Below are 17,804 nucleotides of genomic sequence, written 5' to 3'. Positions count from 1 at the left end.
GCTAATTGCCTCCCGTCCTTGGCGCCGAAAGCACCCGCTCGCTATGAACGAGGGGCGAGAGCAGATCGTCGGCGGTCGCCTGCATGTAGCGCATGGCGGGCCCCGCCTGCAGGCTCAGGAAGACGCAGGCGCCGAGCAGAACGAGAACGGGCGCGATCTCGACGACCACGACGCGCGGTATCGTGCCCTCGATGGAGGCCCAGAAGGTGCGGATGCCGATGCGGTTCATGGCGATCATGGCGGCCAGGCCCGACAGGATGATGAGCAATACATAGGTCCAGTCGGCGGGCGATGTCGCGGCTGCAAGATCCGCTTTCGAACCGTCGAAGAGGCCATGCAGGAGCGCGAACTTGGCGATGAAGCCCGAAAGCGGTGGCAGGCCGGACAAGAGCACCGCGCACAGGCAGAAGCAGAGGCCGAGCACAGCCATCGTCCCGGGTATCGCGACGCCGACCTCTTCCTCTTCTTCATCCTCGTCGAAGTCGCCATAGGCCTCCATCGTCACCGCCAGCACGTCGGCCCCGGCATCGCGGCCGCGTTCGACGAGCTCGATGAGCAGGAAAAAGGCGGCGATCGTCAGTGTCGAACTGACGAGATAGAAGAGCGCGCCTGCCAGCATCCCCTGATGTCCGAGGCCGAGCGCGGCAAGTAGCGTTCCGGAAGAGACAAGTACCGAATAGCCCGCGAGGCGACCCATCGCCTGAGAGGCAAGCACGCCGATCGCGCCATAGGCGATCGTCAGCATGCCGCCGGCGACAAGCCAGTCCTGACCGAAGCCGGTCGAGGCTCCCGCCGCGGCGCCGAAGACGAGCAGATGCAGGCGGATGATAATGTAGATCCCGACCTTCGTCAGGATCGCGAAGGCGGCAGCGACCGGCGGCGTCGCCGCCGCATAGGCCGTCGGCAGCCAGAAGCTCAAGGGCCACATGCCGGCCTTCACGAGGAAGGCGACGCCGAGAATGGCGGCGCCCGCTTCCACGAAATTTCTGTTTTCTGGGGCAAGCGTTGCGAGTTTCGTTGCGAGATCCGCCATGTTGAGCGTGCCGGTCACCCCGTAGATCAGGCTTACGCCGATCAGGAACAGCGCCGAGGCGGCGAGATTGATGGCGATATAATGCAGCCCCGCTTTGACGCGCACCGGACCGGAGCAATGCAGCAGCAGGCCGTAGGACGCCGCCAGCATCATCTCGAAGAACACGAAGAGGTTGAACAGGTCGCCCGTCAGGAAGGCACCGTTGAGACCGGCCACGAGAAGCTGGAACAGCGAGTGGAAGTGGTGGCCCGCCGTGTGCCAGCGCGCCATGGAATAAACCTGGGCGGCGAGTGCGAGGCCGCTCGCAAGGCACAGCATCAGCGCCGAAAGCCGGTCGAGAACAAGCACGATGCCGAAGGGCGCAGGCCAGTTGCCGAGCTGGTAGACACCCGTTCCGGGCGAGCCGCCCGCTGCAAGGCGCACGAGGATCATCGTCACGACGAAGACGACGAGTGTCGAGGCGAAGCCGATGGCGCCCTTGAGCGTGCGCTTGCGCTCATCGATCGGGATCAGCACCGCCGCCACGGCGAGCGGCACGAGGATCGGCAGGACCAGGAGATGCTGCAGCCATTCAATCACCGCGCTGCTCCCTCCCGTCGACGTGGTCTGTCCCGGTGAAGCCGCGCGAGGCGAGCAGCACGACGAGGAAAAGCGCGGTCATGGCAAAGCCGATGACGATGGCTGTCAGCACCAGCGCCTGCGGAACGGGGTCGGTGTAACGAACGAGGTCGCCGACGCCGCCCGGTTCGAGCAAAGGTGGGGCGTTCACCCTGAGCCTGCCCATGCCGAAGATGAAGAGATTGACGGCAAAGGAGAGCAGTGAAAGCCCGATGATAACCTGATAGGTTCTCGGCCGCAGAAGAAGATATACGCCGGATGCCGTCAGCACGCCGATGCCGGTAGAGAGAACGAGTTCCATTACTCTGCCGCCTCCTTCTCCGGACGCGTGGCTCGGGCGTGTGCGCGCGGCGCGCGCACCGATTGGTGCGCTAGCGCAATGAGCATGAGCACGGTTGCGCCGAGCACGAGCGAGAATACCCCGAGGTCGAAGAGGCTGGCGCTCGCGAGTGGCACCTTGCCGATGATTGGCAGGGTCGCATATTCGGCGCGCGAGGTGAGGAACGGATAACCGAAGAGCCATGATCCTGCGCCCGTGGCGACGGCAATCAGGAGACCGATGCTCATCCAGCGAAGCGGATGGATGCGCAGGCGCTCCTCGACCCAGCGGGTTCCGCCCGACATGTACTGCAGGATGAAGCCGATCGACATGGCAATACCCGCGGCAAAGCCGCCGCCCGGCAGGTCATGCCCGCGCAGGAAGAGGAAGGCCGCGAGCATGCCGGTCACCGGGAACATCCAGCGCATGATCACGGACGGGACGAAGAGATATTCGGCGACACTGTCGCCCGCGGTGCGGTCGGGATGGTCGTCATCGAAGGCGTTCTGCACTCTTTGCTGTTCCGGAGTTTCGAGGCTGTCGGCCTGCGGTCGGAAGCGCAGGAGGAGCGCAAACACCGTCAGCGCGACGATGCACAAGACAGCGATTTCGCCAAGCGTGTCGAAGCCGCGGAAATCGACGAGGATGACGTTGACGACGTTGGTTCCGCCACCCTCCTGGTAGGCACGCGCGAGGAAGTAGTCGGCAACGGTCTCGGGGAGCGGTCGCGTCATCACCGTATAGGAGATGAGCATCAGTCCTCCGCCGGCGATGATCGCGAGCAGGAAATCGCGCAGGCGCCGGGCGCGGGTTCGCAACGGAATGTCCTCGGCGGTCTCCGGCCCCGCGATGCGTTTCGGCAGCCAGCGCAATCCGAGCAGGATGAGCACGGTGGTGACGATCTCGACGAGAAGTTGGGTGACGGCGAGATCCGGCGCGGACAGCCAGACGAAGGTGATGCAGGTAACGAGCCCCGCGCCGCCAAGGAGCACGAGCGAGGCGAGGCGATGGAACTTCGCCATGACCGCCGAGCCGACAGCGCAGGCTATCCCGACCGCCCAAAGCAGCGCGAAGGCGGGATCGATGCCGCGGATCACGAGTGGGGGCAGGGTGAAGCCGCGGATCAGAAGCGGCGACGCCCCTGCCACAAGGGCAAGAAAAACAAGGAGGCGCATCTGCGGCTGCAGGCGGCGCGTGCCGAGCTGCTGTTCGAGCGAGCGCGCCCATTTCCACGAAAGGGTCACCAGAACGCGTTCGAAGATGCGTTGCCCCTCCAGTAGGCGAAAGACCGGCGGTCCCTCTATGCCGGTCGCGAGATAGGAGCGCATCAGGAAATAGAGACCGACGCCGCCAGACAGCGCGACGAAGCTCATGATCAGCGGGATGTTCAGGCCGTGCCAGACCGCAAGGCTGTAGTCCGGCGTTGCGTCGCCGAGGATCGAGATGACGGCAGTGTGCAGGAAGGGGCCGATCGTCTGGGCGGGGATAATCCCGACGACGAGGCAGGCAAGCACCAGAAAATCGATCGGTGCCCGCATCCAACGCGGCGGTTCGTGCGGCTTGCGCGGCAGGTCCGTTGGAGTCGGACCGTAAAAGACACTGTGAATGAAGCGGAGCGAATAGGTCACGGCGAACATGCTGGCGATCGTCGCGACATAGGGCGTTGCCGTATCGAGCGGGTTGACGAGGTGCGTTTCGATCGCCTCGGCGAAGAACATCTCCTTTGACAGGAAGCCGTTCAGCAGCGGAACGCCGGCCATGGCGGCGCTGGCCACCATCGCGAGCGTCGCCGTGATCGGCATGAATTGGAAGAGCCCGCTCAGCCTACGCATGTCGCGCGTGCCGGTTTCATGGTCGATAATGCCGGCGGCCATGAAGAGCGAAGCCTTGAAGGTGGCATGATTGACGATGTGGAAGACCGCGGCGACGGCGGCGAGCGGGCTGCCGAGGCTCAGGAGCACGGTGATGAGACCGAGATGGCTGATCGTCGAATAGGCGAGCAGCCCCTTCAGGTCCTGCTGGAAGATCGCGAAATAGGCGCCGAGCAGCAAAGTCGTCAGGCCCGCGAGGCCGACGAGCCAGAACCAGGCCTCGGTGCCGGCCATCACCGGCCAGAGTCGCGCAAGCAGGAAGACGCCGGCCTTTACCATCGTCGCCGAATGCAGATAGGCCGAAACCGGCGTCGGCGCCGCCATGGCGTGCGGCAGCCAGAAGTGGAACGGGAACTGGGCGCTCTTCGTCAACGCGCCGAGCAGGATGAGGACGAGCACCGTCACGTAGAGCGGATGGTTGCGGATCGCATCGCCGGACGCGAGCACTGCGTCGAGATCGTAGCTGCCGACGATCCGACCGATGATCACCAGTCCGACCAGCATGGTGAGGCCGCCCATGCCGGTCATGGTCAGCGCAATGCGCGCGCCGTCGCGGGCGTGTGCATTGTGGTGCCAGTAGCCGATCAGCAGGAAGGATACGATGCTCGTCAGCTCCCAGAAGACCGCAAGCAGGATGAGGTTGCCGGAAAGGACGACGCCGAGCATCGAGCCCATGAAGGCGAGGAAGAGCGCGAAGAAGCGCGGCACCGGGTCTTCCTCGGCCATATAGTAGCGGGCGTAGAGAACGACGAGCACTCCGATCGCCGTGATCAGCGCGCAAAACAGCCAGGCGAAGCCATCCATGCGGAGCGTGAAGTTCAGGCCGAGCTCGGGGATCCATTCGAGCTGATAGCGAAGCACGTTGCCGGAGGCGACGATGGGGTAGAGGCCGGCCGTCACCAGGAAACAGACGAGAGCGATGGCGCCCGCGAACCAGGCTGTGGCACCACGTTGATCGGACGGAAAGAAGATTGCGATGAGGCTTCCCGCGAAGGGGGCGAGAATGAAAACCGAAAGCAATTTCTCCGCGTATTCGATCGTTCCGTCCCCTTATGGGTGTGTTGGAGATCGGGACTCCCGGTCCCGTAAGGACTGCCGCCGAGCGGCGGTCGCAGAAGGTGGCCCACTGCATGTTTCCTTAAATCGTAGCCGATTTAAGGATAAAACATGCAGCAATTCAAAGTGCTACAGCGACCTTTGCGCGTCTAAGACGCGCGGCGCTGTAGATCATCCGCGAAGCGGCAGAAGGCATATGTTTTTATGACTTTTTTCCGGACGGCTGCCAAGAGTCGGGGGCAAGAAAAAGACCTGCGCCGAGCGACTTTTGGGTCGTTGCGCTGTCACGTCAGGCGGCGCGCCATCTCCGCTCGAAGACGAAGGTGGCGAGATCGTTGGCGCTCATCGGCCGGGCGAAGGCATAGCCCTGCAAACCATGGCACTCCAGCTCTTTCAGGATATGGGCATGGTCGAGTGTTTCGACGCCCTCGGCGATGACCTCGATGCCGAGCGATGTGCCGATATCGATGATCGACTCCACGAGCCGGCGCTCAGCCGGAGAGTCGAGAATCGGCAGCACCAGTTGGCGGTCGATTTTCAGGCGGCGCGGCGTGAGTTTCAGAAGGCTCAAGATCGAGGCATAGCCGGTGCCGAAGTCATCGATCTCGATATCGATACCGAGCTCCTTGATGCGCCGGATATTCGACATGACCGTGACGTCGTTCTCGTCGAAGGAGATCGATTCAAGCAGTTCGAATGAGAGCCGCCCTTTCGGTATGGACATCTGCTCCAGCCGGGCGACCAGGCCCTCGTCCCGCAGACGCGAGTAGGAAAGGTTGACCGAAACTTTGGGGATGTGAATGCCGTTCGCCTCCCAGCGGCAGATCTGAAAGAGTGCCTGTTCCAGGATCTTCTGGTCGATCGCGGCGACCACGTTGATGTCTTCCGCCGTCTTGAGGAAGGCATGCGGTCCGATCAGCCCCTTGGTCGGATGATCCCACCGCGCCAGGGCTTCGACGCCGATAATGTCCAGCGACTTCGGAGAGAACTGCGGCTGGAAATAGGCGACGAATTCGTTCTGTTCCAGCCCACGCAGGATCTCGTCGGCCGTCTGTTTCGTCTGGAAGACGGCTGTTTTCAACGCGCCGGTGAAGGTTTCGTGCCGGTTGCGGCCGCGGCGCTTGGCCTCGTAGAGGGCGATATCGGCATTGACGAGAATCTGGGAAAGTTCGTCGGCCGCGGCAGTTTGCGCGGCGATGCCGATGCTGACGCCGATGCGGCACTCCTGATCCTTGTAACGAACCGGCGAGCTCATCGCCTCGATGATGCGCGAGGCCAGCGCCGTATCCTCCTCGGAGCTGCCGCCTGCGCGAATGATGACGAACTCGTCGCCGCCGATCCGGGCGACGAAGTCGCTCTCGCGCGCGTTCGAGCGCAGGAGCCCGGCGGCGTGCCTGAGAATTTCGTCCCCGGCCGCATGACCCATCGTATCGTTGATCTGCTTGAAGCGGTCGAGATCGATGTGGAAGATGCTGAGCCTGGCACCGGCGTCGAACTTTCGGACGCGGTCGGCGAGGATCTGGTCGAGGAAGCGGCGGTTCGGCAGGCCAGTCAGCGGATCGTGCAGCGCGTTGAATTCCATGCGGTGGCGAGCGGCTTCCAGCTCGGCGCTGTGCGCTTCGGCGAGGCGTTTGGCCTCCGATAGGGTCGCGCGCGTCTCGACGTCGGCCGTGACGTCCCAGTTGACGCCGACGATCTTCCTGTTGCCGTTCGCCCCGACATAGGTCGAACCGATGGCACGGATGTGGCGGATCTCGCCGCTTGGCAGGCGGATGCGAAATTCGGTGTTGTAAGCGCCGCCCGTCGCCAACGCCTCGGCGAATTCCGCTTCGGCGCGCGCGAGATCCTCCGGATGCAGCGTGTCCCTCCAGTCGTCATAGACCTCGCGCATCGAAGATCCGATGCCGTAAAGCTCCTTCATGCGGCTGTCCCACAGGAGCTTGCCGCTGTCTATATCGAGCTCCCATACGCCGATCTCGGAGGTGTCGAGGGCGATCTTCAGCCGGTGGGACAGCTCCTGTAGCTGGTCCTTGTTCTGCCGGAGGGCGCGCATGTTGTCTTGTCGTTCGGTCGTCAAATGCCCGGTCACGATCATCGGGACGACGATCATCAGGCCGCCGAGCAGGATGAGCAGTCGAACCAGCCAGGCATTCTGCGGCGTGGTCGGCCAGCCGCCCTTCGGTATGGCCGCCATTCGCCAGGTGCCGCCGGGCAGCATCACGTTCAACTCCACCGGCGCCTTATCGAAGATCGCCGCATCGCCAAAGAAAATCGCGCCACTTCGACCTTGGCCGTCACGGCCGGCAATGGCGATGTCTAGCGTAGAGGACACCAGGCCGCTGTCGCGGTAGAGCCGGTCGATATCGATGACCGCTGAAATCAGGCCCCAGAAACGTTTGTTGCCGCCGGCACTCGTCGTCACCGGAAACCGGCCGATCAGTCCGCGCCCGCCCTGGACAAGATCGACCGGGCCGGCAAGCACCATCTTTCCGCTTGCCACTGCACGCATGACGGATCCGCGTTGTTTGTCATTGGTGCGGTAGTCGAGCCCGATCGCCTTTTCGTTACCTGCCACCGGATAGACCATCGAAACGACCAGGCCAGGTGCGGCCGCAAGGTTGCGCAGTTGCGAACGCTCGCTGAAGACGCTTCGGGCCAGGTCACTGAACCGAGGCTGTTGCATGTCGGGCTCGGTCGCGACCGTACCGATCAGACCACGGACGAGCTGGACGTTTCCATTGATATAGGTCTCCAGTTTGGAACGGATCGGATTCAACTCGTCGGCCACGATCGAACGCATGCGGGCTTCCGAAATGATCCGATTCTGATTGTCGGCGAGAATGCCGGCAATCAGAACAACAAAGGTCGCGATCATTGCCGGCAGATAATTGAGCGTCAGAAATCGCGAGAGGCGGGATTTCCCAAGATGCTGAAGATTTGTTTCTGACACAAGACGGCCCTGCGAATGCGAACTGGTGCGTTAGTCAGCCTGAATATTCCCAAACTCTCCTTAACAATTCTTCATTCGCATTCGCTGAAATAGCTGAGTTCGCTTTAGCTCATTTGTTTTTGAGCATGTCGATGTCTTAAAACCGCTGCACATTTTTGGGCGACATGCATTAGGCTTTCATCCCGATCATCGCCTGCAAGGTCTCCAGCCTGTCGGCGTCGCGGGGCAGCTTGTCGGGCCTCAGCCGCGCGATGCGCGGAAAACGCATGGCCACGCCCGACTTATGCCGGGTCGAGCGGTTGAGACCTTCGAAGGCAACCTCGACGACGAAGCCGGCGTCGGGCTCGGCGCGCACCGCCCGCACCGGGCCGAAACGCTCGACCGTGTTGTTGCGCACGAACTGGTCGAGGATTTCGAGCTCGGCGTCGGTGAAGCCGAAATAGGCTTTGCCGACCGGCACCAGACTGGTCACGCCTTCGCTCTCGGTCCAGACGCCGAAGGTGAAATCGGAGTAGTAGCTGGACCGTTTGCCGTGGCCGCGCTGCGCATACATCAGCACGGCATCGATGTTGAACGGCGCCCGCTTCCACTTGAACCACGGACCCTTCGCTCGTCCGGCCACATAGGGCGAATCGAGCCGTTTCAGCATGACGCCCTCGATCACGGGATCCGGAGGGTCCGAGCGCAGGCGGTCGAGTTCTTCCCAGGTCGAGAAGGCGACGAGAGGCGAGAGGTCGAAATGCTGCGGCGAGGCGGCCTCGATCAGCGCCGACAAGGCCTCACGGCGGACGCGAAAGGGTTCGGGCCGGATATCACGCTCGCCTGAAAAGAGGATGTCGTAGCCGCGAACGAAGGCGGGATAATCCTCCAGCAGCTTGCGGCTGACGGTCTTGCGGTTCAGCCGTTGCTGCAAGTCGGCGAAGGTGGCGGTCGCGCGGTTGCTGCGCATCGTTCCGCCGACGAGCAGCTCGCCATCGATCACGCCGGAAAAGTCGGCCGCTTCGATGATTTCCGGAAAGGCGGCCGAGATCTCGTCGCCGCTACGCGAATAGAGGCGCCGAAGCCCGCCGACATTGGCAAGCTGGACCCGGATGCCGTCCCATTTCCATTCCGCCGCGAAGTCGGCCGGATTGAGCCCCTCGAGATCGCCTTCGCCGATCGGCGTCGCAAGCATGACCGAGTGGAAGACGGCGGGCGTCTTCAGTACCGGCATTTCCGCCTGGCCGGTGAGCCAGAGGAAGAGGGGCAGATAGGGCGGCGCCAATCCGTGCCAAAGCGTCTCTATCTCGCCCACTTCCTTGCCGCCCATTTCCGCCAGCGCCTGCTTGGCGAGCCGCGCCGAGGCGCCGATCCGCAAGCCTCCGGTGACGAGTTTCAGCAGCGCAAAACGGCCGGAGGTGTCCAGCCGGTCCAGCATGTCGCGGACGAGCGAACGCACCTCGGAACGCCCCGCCCTCTGAAGCCGCTCGACAGCCTCGCCGAGCGAAATGTCTGCAGGCGCAACACCCTCCGGCGGCTCCCAGGCAAGCGAAACCGTTTCCGCGAGGTCGCCGACATAGTCATAGGAGTAGTGGAACAGCACCTCGTCCATACGTTCGAGCAGCAGGTCGCGGATGAGCGCCGGCTTCACCGTGTTGAGCGAGAGCGTCCCGGCGATCGCCGCCAGCGCGTAGCCGCGGCTCGGATCGGGGGTGCTGCGGAAATAATCGGCGAGCAGCCGTATCTTGCCGTTCCGTTGCGGCGTGAGAACGAGGCGGTCGAGGAGTTCGGCGAAGGTTTTCATCCGTCATTCTCCCTCGTCCTCGTAACCGACCAAGTGAAGCGGGCGTGCCGGGATGCCCTGCAACTCGCACCAGCGCACCAGCGCTTCCTCGCGGCCGTGCGTCACCCAGACTTCCGCCGGCGCGACCTCGCGTATCGTTTCCGTCAGTTCCGCCCAGTCGCAATGATCGGATATGACGAGCGGCAGCTCGACGCCGCGCTGCTTGGCACGCTGGCGGATGAGCATCCAGCCGGAGGCGAAGCTGGCAAGCGGATCGGGGAAGCGCCGCGCCCATCGCTCGGCGAAGGCCGCCGGCGGGCCGATGACGATCATCCCGGCGAAGTCCTGGCGGCTTGCGGGGCCGAGGGTCGCCGGGCGGATGTCGCCGAGGTCGATGCCTTGGCTCTGGTAATAATCGCAGAGTTTCGCGAGCGCACCATGAATATGGATCGGCTCGTCGTAGCCTTGCCGCCGCAGGAGCGCGATGACGCGCTGCGCCTTTCCGAGCGCGTAGGCGCCGACCACATGGGCGCGCTCGGGAAACTGCTTCAGCGACATGAGGAGGCGCGCAATCTCTCTTTCGTCGTCCGGGTGGTGAAACACCGGCAGGCCGAAAGTCGCCTCAGTAATGAAGACGTCGCAGCCGATCGGCTCGAAGGGCGGGCAGGTCGGATCCGCCCGCCGTTTGTAATCGCCGGAGACGACGATCCGCGTCCCGTCCGCCTCGACGCATATCTGCGCCGAACCGAGCACATGGCCGGCCGGGCGGAAAGTGACCCTCACGCCGTTGATCGCAATCGTTTCGCCGAAGCGTGCTATTGCGCTCGCGCCGCAGAAGCCATCGCCATAGCGCAGGCGCATGATGTCCAGCGTCTCGCGCGTCGCGAGCACGTGGCCGTGCCCAGCGCGCGCGTGATCGGAATGTCCATGCGTTATCAGCGCCCTTTCGACCGGCTGCACCGGGTCGATATAGAAGTTCCCGAGTTCGCAGTAGAGCCCTTTTGGGGCGGGGTAGAGTAAGTTGTCCGGCTTCATGCCGAGAAAGATAGCCGGTGCTGGCATATCTGCCAGCTATCCGCGCAAGTTTTTCGCCGCAAGCCGCGGCGGATCGGATTGACCCGCGACCAAGGCCTCCCCCCAATGGGAGGGGCTCTTTCTGAGGCTCAGCGGCCGTTCGCGAGTGTCTCGCCGATGAGGCTCAACACCGCGCCGGCATCGATGCCGATGCAGGCCCGCTGGCTCGGCAGTCCGTCCCAGGCATTTGGGGGGAAAAGCCGCCCATCCGGCTTCTGGATCGTCTGGCCGTCGGCGATGCCGCCGCATATCACTCGGATGGCGCCGCTGCGGGTTCGAAACAGGTCCGGCGCGACGACATAGGCGCAGGCGCAACTGTCGTGCACGACCATGCCGTCCTCGACATGCTGCTCGTAGAAGTCGACGTAGAATTGCGAGATGTCGTAAAGAAGCCTGGCCGGCGCGCCGCCGCGCTCGGCGATGTCGGAGAGCATGGAGCGTGTCATCACGGTCCGCATCGTCACGTCGAGCCCGATGACGGTCACGGGCCAGGGTGCTGTCATCACGAGATCCGCCGCTTCCGGGTCACCGTGGATATTGGCTTCCGCGGCCGGGGTGATGTTGCCGGGAACGTCGAAAGCGCCGCCCATGATCACGACGCTCTTGACGAGGGCGGCGATGGCGGGGTCGTCGCGGAGCGCCCGCGCCAGATTGGTCATGCGGCCGACGGCGACGAGCGTCACTTCGCCGGGATTGGCCCGAACCGTGTCGATGATAAAGCGATGCGCGGGCCGCGGGTCGAGCGGCAGATCGATCTCGCTCGGCACGTCGATATTGCCGAGCCCGTCGTCGCCGTGAACGCTCGTCGGCCAGCCGACATGCGGCCGTTCGGAATCGAGCGTTTCGCCGATCCCCTTTGCGACTGGTGCCGCGATATCCCAGGACCGCTTGAGGAAGAGCGCGTTGCGGGTGGTCGTCTCGACTGAGGCGTTACCGAAAACCGTGGTGATGCCTACGAGGTCGATAGCCGGATGGCGGTGCAGGAAGAGAAGGGCCATGGCGTCGTCGACACCCGGGTCAGTATCGAAAATAACCTTGTGCATGTCGTCTTCTCTTCCTCAAAGGTGGCCGCCGGCTGCGTCCTGTTCGTAACGTCGTGAAAGGCGGCAAATGGACAAGATGCGAGCGAAAGTCAATCGGCGTTCCCATGCTTGAAGCGGCGTGCCACAGCCGCATGCTTTCCCGCTTAAACTTTCCGAAAGGTGGTTGGCCTATCGTTGAGGGAGCCCTTAAGTTTTTCTTGCAACCTTGACGACGACAGCGGAGCCGCCCCGTGAAGGCAATCCTCAGCAAATTGCGCCCTTCGAAGCGGCTGGTGGTCATCCTGTCCGCCGCGCTTGGGGTCTCTGCTGCCTCCGGCGGCGCCGCCGTCTATGTCGGCCGCGACAAGTTCCTGAACCGATTTGCGGAGCCGTCCGCTTCCGGTCTCGAATGCACGGCGCTTAGGACGCTGAAGCTCGATCACAACGGCCAACGCTGGATCCGCCTGCATGTGAAGACGGACAGGGCCGGCGGACCGGAGCGGATCAGAACGGCGCTGCGCGTCGTCGGCGCGCTCGCCAACAAGGAAAAGGCAGACCTCTATCAAGTGGTCGTCCTCGATGCGGCGGGTCCGGAGGATCGCGCCGGCGTGCGCGGAGCGGCCGTCGGCGCGGAGGTGCTCTTCGCTCCCGGCCCGCGCAGCGTCCCAGGTATGGATGAGCCGTTCCGCGCCTCCTACAACGAGGCCATGGCCAATGCGGCCGGCATGTTCCGCGGCAAGCTCGTCACGCTCGGGTTGGACGAGGTACGCGCCATCATGGCCAGGATGGACGATCGCTCCTTATGCATCGATCCGGCAGCGGCGCAGATAGAAGGTGCGGATACCGCGCCAGCAGCCAAGGAGACGACCGCGAATGCCGAAGGGCACGGCGGCCACTAGAGCAATTCCATGAAGAGGTAACGGTTTCCCGCTCGGAATTGCGTAGTTTCAAAGAGTTAACTCACAAAACGAAAAGCCCACCGCTTGCGCGGTGGGCCTGTCTCTGAGCGGCTGTCGCGGGCTCAATCAGCCTTGTGGCGTCGTGCCGGGAAGAGAATGACGTCGCGGATCGACGGCGAGTTGGTGAGCAGCATGATCAGCCGGTCGACGCCGATGCCCAAGCCCCCGGCGGGCGGCATGCCCTGGTCCATCGCGTCGAGGAAGTCCTCGTCCAGCGTCTTTTCCTTCTCACCGCGGGCATGCGACTGCTCCATCTGCTCGACCATGCGGGCGCGCTGCTCGACCGGGTCGTTGAGTTCGGAAAAGGCATTGCCGATCTCCCAGCCGTTGCAATAGGTCTCGAAGCGCTCGACGAGCCGCGGTTCACCCGGTACCTCCTTGGCGAAGGGCGAGATGTCCTTCGGGAAGTGGATGACGTGGGCCGGTTGAATCAGCGTCGCCTCGACCTTCTCCTCAAAGATGAAGGCGAGGACTTCGCCCCAGGTCGCATCCTTCTCAACCTCGATCCCGGCATTGCGGGCTGCCTGGCGCGCTTCCTCGTCGCTCTGGATCGCAAGGAAGTCGATACCGATCGCGTCCTTGACGGCAGCCGGCATGGAGACGCGCGGGAACGGCCCCTTGAAGGAGAGCTGCTTGTCGCCGAACTCGAACTCGGTCTTGCCGTGGATCGTCAGCGCCAGCGTCTCGAACAACCGTTCGACGAGGCCCATCATGTCCTCGTAATCGGCATAGGCCCAGTAGCACTCCATCATCGTGAATTCCGGATTGTGCCGGGTGGAGACGCCTTCGTTGCGGAAATTGCGGTTGATCTCGAAGACCTTGTCGGTGAGGCCCGAAACCAGCACGCGCTTCAGGTAGAGCTCGGGCGCGATGCGCAGATACATGTCGAGCTTCAGCGTATTGTGATGGGTCTTGAAGGGCTCGGCCGTGGCACCGCCGTAGATCGGCTGCAGCATCGGCGTTTCCACTTCCATGAAGCCTTCGTCCTCGAGGAAACGGCGAATACCGGAGACGATGCGGCTTCTCTGCTGGAAACGGAGCTTCGATTCCTCATTGACCATGATGTCGAGATAGCGCTTGCGGTAGCGCGTCTCGATGTCGGCAAGCCCGTGATACTTCTCCGGCATCGGCAGCAGCGACTTGGTCAGCATCGTGATCTGCTGCGCGTTGATCGTAAGCTCGCCGCGCTTCGTGCGGCGGACAAGGCCGGTGACGCCGATGATGTCGCCGAGGTCGATCATCGGCAGCAGGGCGCGTGCCTTTTCCGGCGTCGTATCCTTGTGAGAGAAGATTTGGATCTTGCCGGAGGCGTCATGGATGTCCATGAACATGCCGGAATTGCGCGAGGAATAGACGCGGCCCGCGACGGTGACGACGTCCTGCGTCTCGGTGTCCGGCGCGAGGTCCTGGTATTTCTCGGCCAGTTCCGCATTGGTCATCGTCCGGTGGAAATGCGCCGGATAGACATCGCCGATCTGCCCACGCAGGAGCTTCAGCTTCTGGGCGCGCACTTCCGTCGCGTCGGAGGAGAGGCCGGCGGTTTCTGTCTTGTCGTTCATGGTCCTGTCCTTACTTTCCGCTGCCCACCATGGAGGCGACCACCTGCGCGGCGACCTTCAGCCGCTGGCGCACGACGGAGCGGCCGAGGAGCTCCATCGAATCGAACAGCGGCAGCGAGCGCTGCGAACCCGAAACGGCGACGAAGAGGGGGGCGACAACCGCTTTCAGCTTCTTGCCCATGCGCTCGGCGCTGGCGCGCAGTTCCGCTTCGATCGATTCCTTGTTCCACTCGAAGATCTTTTCGAGATCCGGCTGGACGGTGTTGAGGACTTCGAGCATCTCCTCGGGCGAGGTCTTGACCCGGGCAAAGGCCGCCGGCTGCAGGCCGAGATCCGACTTGAAGAGGAAGCCGGCAAGGTCCGGCAGCTCGCCGAGCTTCGAAATGCGCGACTGCGACAGCTTCAGACCTTCCTTGAGACGATCGTTCTCCGACGCCCAGGCGAAGACCCGTGCGGCGAACTCCTCCTCGGAGAGCTTTTCGCGGATCCAGCGGGCATTCAGCCAGTCGAGCTTCTGGATGTCGAAGATCGCGCCGGCCTTCGAAAGGTTTTCCGGATCGAACTTCTCAGCCAATTCCTCCATCGTCAGCAGTTCCTCGCCTTCGGCGATCTGGATGAAGAACAGGCCGAGGAAGTTCATCAGCGCTTCGGGCAGATAGCCGAGCGCCGTGTAATAGGAGATCGAGGTCGGGTTCTTGCGCTTCGACAGCTTCGACTTGTCGGCATTGCGCATCAGCGACAGGTGCATGAACTTCGGCGGTTCGAGGCCGAGATACTGATAGATCAGGATGTGCTTCGGCACCGAGGCCAGCCACTCCTCGCCGCGCGCGACGTGGGTGATCTTCATCAGATGGTCGTCGACGACGTTCGCCATATGATAGGTCGGCATGCCGTCGGCCTTCAGGAGCACCTGCATGTCGACCGCATCCCACGGAATTTCGACATCGCCGTAGACGCCGTCGTGGAATTTGCACGAGCCTTCGGTCGGAATCTTCATCCGCACGACATGCGGTTCGCCGGCATTGACGCGCGCCGTCACTTCCTCGGCCGAGAGGCTCAAGCAGAGGCCATCATATTTCGGCGGCTTGCCGGCGGCGCGCTGAGCCTCGCGCATCTGTTCCAGCCGCTCGGGCGTGCAGAAGCAGCGGAAGCCGTGGCCGTTTGCGACGATCTTCTCGACGTAGGGCTTATAGATGTCCTTGCGGTCGCTCTGGCGATAGGGGCCGTAGGGGCCACCAATGTCGGGACCTTCCGACCATTTCAGTCCGCACCACTTCAGCGCGTCGAGGACCTTTTTCTCGAATTCCGGCGTCGAGCGCGTCGCGTCCGTGTCCTCGATGCGCAGGATGAATTCGCCGCCGTGCTTCTTGGCGAAAAGATAGTTGAACAGCGCGATATAGGCGGTGCCGACATGCGGTTCGCCGGTGGGAGAAGGTGCGATACGCACCCGGACTGCAGAATCTGCCATGGTCGTTGCCCGTCTTGACGTGCTTTCGAGGCCCTTGCCGGAGTGTCCTCCGGCCCGCGGGCGCGTATTTTATGGGAAGGAAAGGCCCGCATGGGTGTCGCACCAGCGGTATCGGCGGGCAATTCCAGTCGGCAGGGGTGAGACCATAGAAAGCCCCACATGTCAACGGAAAGAGCAGAGGCCGACCCTGGAACGTTCGCGAGGCTGACGCGTTAGAGGCACGAGGACGCGCGGGCCATGGCAGCCGAGCGTGACGGAATCGCGAACAAGGATCGTTCCGGGTTCCGTCCGTGCCCGATGAGATGGCAGCCAATTCCTCCCCTTCCGGCCCGCATCCTCATCCCTCCCGCAGCAAGAGGCCCGCATTCGCGAATGCGGGCCTCCGTTTGCGACGTGAACGGTCAGTGCAGCTTCTGGGCCTGTTGTTTCCTGAGGCGCGCGTTGCGGGCCATCATATTCAGCGCTTCGACGAGCGCCGAGAAGGCCATGGCAGCGTAGACGTAACCCTTCGGCACGTGGAAGCCCATGCCTTCCGCGATCAGCGTGGTGCCGATCATCAGGAGGAAGGCGAGCGCCAGCATGACGATCGTCGGATTCCTCTCGATGAAATTGGCAAGCGGCGTCGCCGCCAGCAGCATTACGGTGACGGCGACGACGACCGCGGCGACCATGATCGGCAGATGCGGAGTCATGCCGACGGCGGTGATGATGCTGTCGACGGAAAAGACGAGATCGAGCAGCAGGATCTGGCCGATGGCGGCGGCGAAGCTGTTGATCGCCGAGCTCGCGATGAAATCCTCTTCATGATCGCTCGGATCGACGCTGTGGTGGATTTCTTTGGTCGCCTTCCAGACGAGGAAGAGGCCGCCGGCAATCAGGATCATGTCCTTCCAGGAAAAGGCGTGGCCGAAGATTTCGAAGACCGGCTGCGTCAGTTGCACGATCCAGGCGATGGTACCGAGCAGCGCCAGACGCATGATCAGGGCGAGGCCGATGCCGATGCGGCGGGCGCTGACGCGGTTCTCGGCGGGCAACTTGTTGGTGAGGATCGAGATGAAGATCAGATTGTCGATGCCGAGGACGACCTCCATGACGATGAGTGTGATGAGGGCGACCCATGCCTCGGGGCTTTGGGCGAGCGTGAGGATTTCCTGCATCGGCGATCTTTTCCTTTCCTAAACCACGCGTCATCGCGCGAGACCGCCGCAGTATTTAAGGATACTTCCGAAAGTGGCAAGGCCGCCGCGCCTTCGCGGCGGCCTTTCGGATCAGGCTTTGAGCGGCACCCAAATCTCCACCGCCCCCATGCCCGAGTGCGGATCGAAGCGCTCGTCGTAGCGCTCGAACATGTCCGGTACTTCGCCGTGCTGGTACCCCGATTGCGGCAGCCAGTTCGCGAAAATGTGATGCGCAGTTGCGGCGATCGTCGAGATATGCCCGCGATGCACGAAGACTGCATAGCGCTGCCGGGGCAGCTTTAGCGTCGAAAAGCCGGCCGGCAGAGCATCCGTGTCCTCCACCTCCAGGGCAGTCATGTAGCGGAAGCTGCCGGCCTCGGCATCCGAGTGCGTGCAGACGCCATAGGCAATGTTGCCGCGCTGGCCGGGAACATGGCCGAAATGCGCGTTGAAGCGCTGCCAAAGCGAAGGAATGCCCTCGGTGCGGTCATAGGCGTAAGTTTCCGCGAGACCCGCGAGAAGAAGCTCGGGACTCTCCTCGAAGCGGGGCGGTTCGATTTTCGATGTGCGTGCGTCGTCCATCCTGATCGGCTCCATCAGCTCGATGTTGCGGACGTGCCCTTGCTTGCGGACGGATTCGGGTGTCACGCCGAATTGCTCGCGAAAGGCACGAGTGAATGCCTCATGCGAGCTATAGCCCGCATCGAGGGCCACCTCGAGAATGGTCGAGGTGCCGTTCGCCAGGAGGAGCGCCGCCGAGCTCAGGCGGCGCCCGCGGATATAGGCACTGATCGACCGCCCGGTCGCAAGGCCGAACATGCGCGACAGATGATAGCGCGACTGGCCGGCGGCGTCGGCGATCTGGTCCAGCGATATATCCTTTGCGAAATGGCTCTCGATGAACCAGATCGCCCGTCCGACGGCACTCATGGTCA

12 protein-coding genes are annotated in these 17,804 nt (G+C 63.1%); 1 reads left to right on the top strand and 11 read right to left on the bottom strand.

Going from position 1 to position 17,804, the window contains the following annotated elements; translation table 11 throughout:
* Nucleotide 1: 1 nt before the first annotated feature.
* The 7 genes from AYK65_RS14795 to AYK65_RS14765 form a co-directional block, all read right to left on the bottom strand.
* Entirely contained in the window at nucleotides 2-1,609 is a 1,608-nt protein-coding gene (locus tag AYK65_RS14795; RefSeq protein WP_172402002.1) for a monovalent cation/H+ antiporter subunit D, read from the bottom strand.
* Nucleotides 1,605-1,952 carry a Na+/H+ antiporter subunit C gene (locus tag AYK65_RS14790; protein WP_026616128.1) on the bottom strand — a complete coding sequence of 116 codons (348 nt, stop codon included), beginning with the start codon at nucleotides 1,950-1,952 and terminating at the stop codon, nucleotides 1,605-1,607. Before AYK65_RS14790 ends, AYK65_RS14795 begins: the two co-directional genes overlap by 5 nt.
* Nucleotides 1,952-4,861 carry a monovalent cation/H+ antiporter subunit A gene (locus AYK65_RS14785; protein WP_081158845.1) on the bottom strand — a complete coding sequence of 970 codons (2,910 nt, stop codon included), beginning with the start codon at nucleotides 4,859-4,861 and terminating at the stop codon, nucleotides 1,952-1,954. The genes AYK65_RS14790 and AYK65_RS14785 overlap by 1 nt, the downstream gene beginning before the upstream one ends.
* 325 nt (nucleotides 4,862-5,186) lie before the next feature.
* Complete coding sequence (locus tag AYK65_RS14780) at nucleotides 5,187-7,772, bottom strand: bifunctional diguanylate cyclase/phosphodiesterase (protein ID WP_081158893.1); 2,586 nt, start codon at nucleotides 7,770-7,772, stop codon at nucleotides 5,187-5,189.
* A gap of 244 nt (nucleotides 7,773-8,016) precedes the next feature.
* Nucleotides 8,017-9,630 carry a cisplatin damage response ATP-dependent DNA ligase gene (locus tag AYK65_RS14775; protein WP_046116548.1) on the bottom strand — a complete coding sequence of 538 codons (1,614 nt, stop codon included), beginning with the start codon at nucleotides 9,628-9,630 and terminating at the stop codon, nucleotides 8,017-8,019.
* Between the two features lie 3 nt (nucleotides 9,631-9,633).
* Nucleotides 9,634-10,644, bottom strand: coding sequence for a ligase-associated DNA damage response exonuclease (locus AYK65_RS14770; RefSeq protein WP_034885702.1), 1,011 nt, complete (start codon nucleotides 10,642-10,644; stop codon nucleotides 9,634-9,636).
* 128 nt (nucleotides 10,645-10,772) lie between these two features.
* Nucleotides 10,773-11,726 (bottom strand): nucleoside hydrolase, encoded by a 954-nt coding sequence (locus AYK65_RS14765; protein WP_046116547.1) that lies wholly within the window; start codon nucleotides 11,724-11,726, stop codon nucleotides 10,773-10,775.
* 230 nt (nucleotides 11,727-11,956) lie between these two features.
* Between AYK65_RS14765 and AYK65_RS14760 the strand changes: the two genes are divergently transcribed.
* On the top strand, nucleotides 11,957-12,604 hold the full coding sequence (locus tag AYK65_RS14760) for a hypothetical protein (protein WP_026616134.1): 648 nt from the start codon (nucleotides 11,957-11,959) through the stop codon (nucleotides 12,602-12,604).
* Between the two features lie 122 nt (nucleotides 12,605-12,726).
* On the opposite strand, the gene lysS is transcribed toward AYK65_RS14760, so the two are convergent.
* The 4 genes from lysS to AYK65_RS14740 all read right to left on the bottom strand — a co-directional run bounded on the left by lysS (nucleotide 12,727) and on the right by AYK65_RS14740 (nucleotide 17,799).
* On the bottom strand, nucleotides 12,727-14,223 hold the full coding sequence (gene lysS / locus AYK65_RS14755) for a lysine--tRNA ligase (protein ID WP_046116546.1): 1,497 nt from the start codon (nucleotides 14,221-14,223) through the stop codon (nucleotides 12,727-12,729).
* A 10-nt stretch (nucleotides 14,224-14,233) separates the two neighbouring features.
* Nucleotides 14,234-15,691: a glutamate--tRNA ligase gene (gene gltX / locus AYK65_RS14750; RefSeq protein WP_081158844.1), complete on the bottom strand. Its 1,458-nt coding sequence runs from the start codon at nucleotides 15,689-15,691 to the stop codon at nucleotides 14,234-14,236.
* 401 nt (nucleotides 15,692-16,092) lie between these two features.
* Nucleotides 16,093-16,848, bottom strand: a complete 756-nt coding sequence (locus tag AYK65_RS14745; RefSeq protein WP_026616137.1) for a TerC family protein — start codon at nucleotides 16,846-16,848, stop codon at nucleotides 16,093-16,095.
* Nucleotides 16,849-16,959: 111 nt separating this feature from the next.
* The gene (locus AYK65_RS14740) at nucleotides 16,960-17,799 is read right to left on the bottom strand and encodes a GyrI-like domain-containing protein (RefSeq protein ID WP_046116545.1); all 840 of its coding nucleotides are present in this window, start codon (nucleotides 17,797-17,799) and stop codon (nucleotides 16,960-16,962) included.
* Between the last annotated feature and the right edge of the window lie 5 nt (nucleotides 17,800-17,804).

The organism is Ensifer aridi (assembly GCF_002078505.1).
GTDB classification, from domain to species: Bacteria; Pseudomonadota; Alphaproteobacteria; order Rhizobiales; family Rhizobiaceae; genus Sinorhizobium; species Sinorhizobium aridi.
This window is presented reverse-complemented; position numbering and strand designations above follow the sequence as displayed.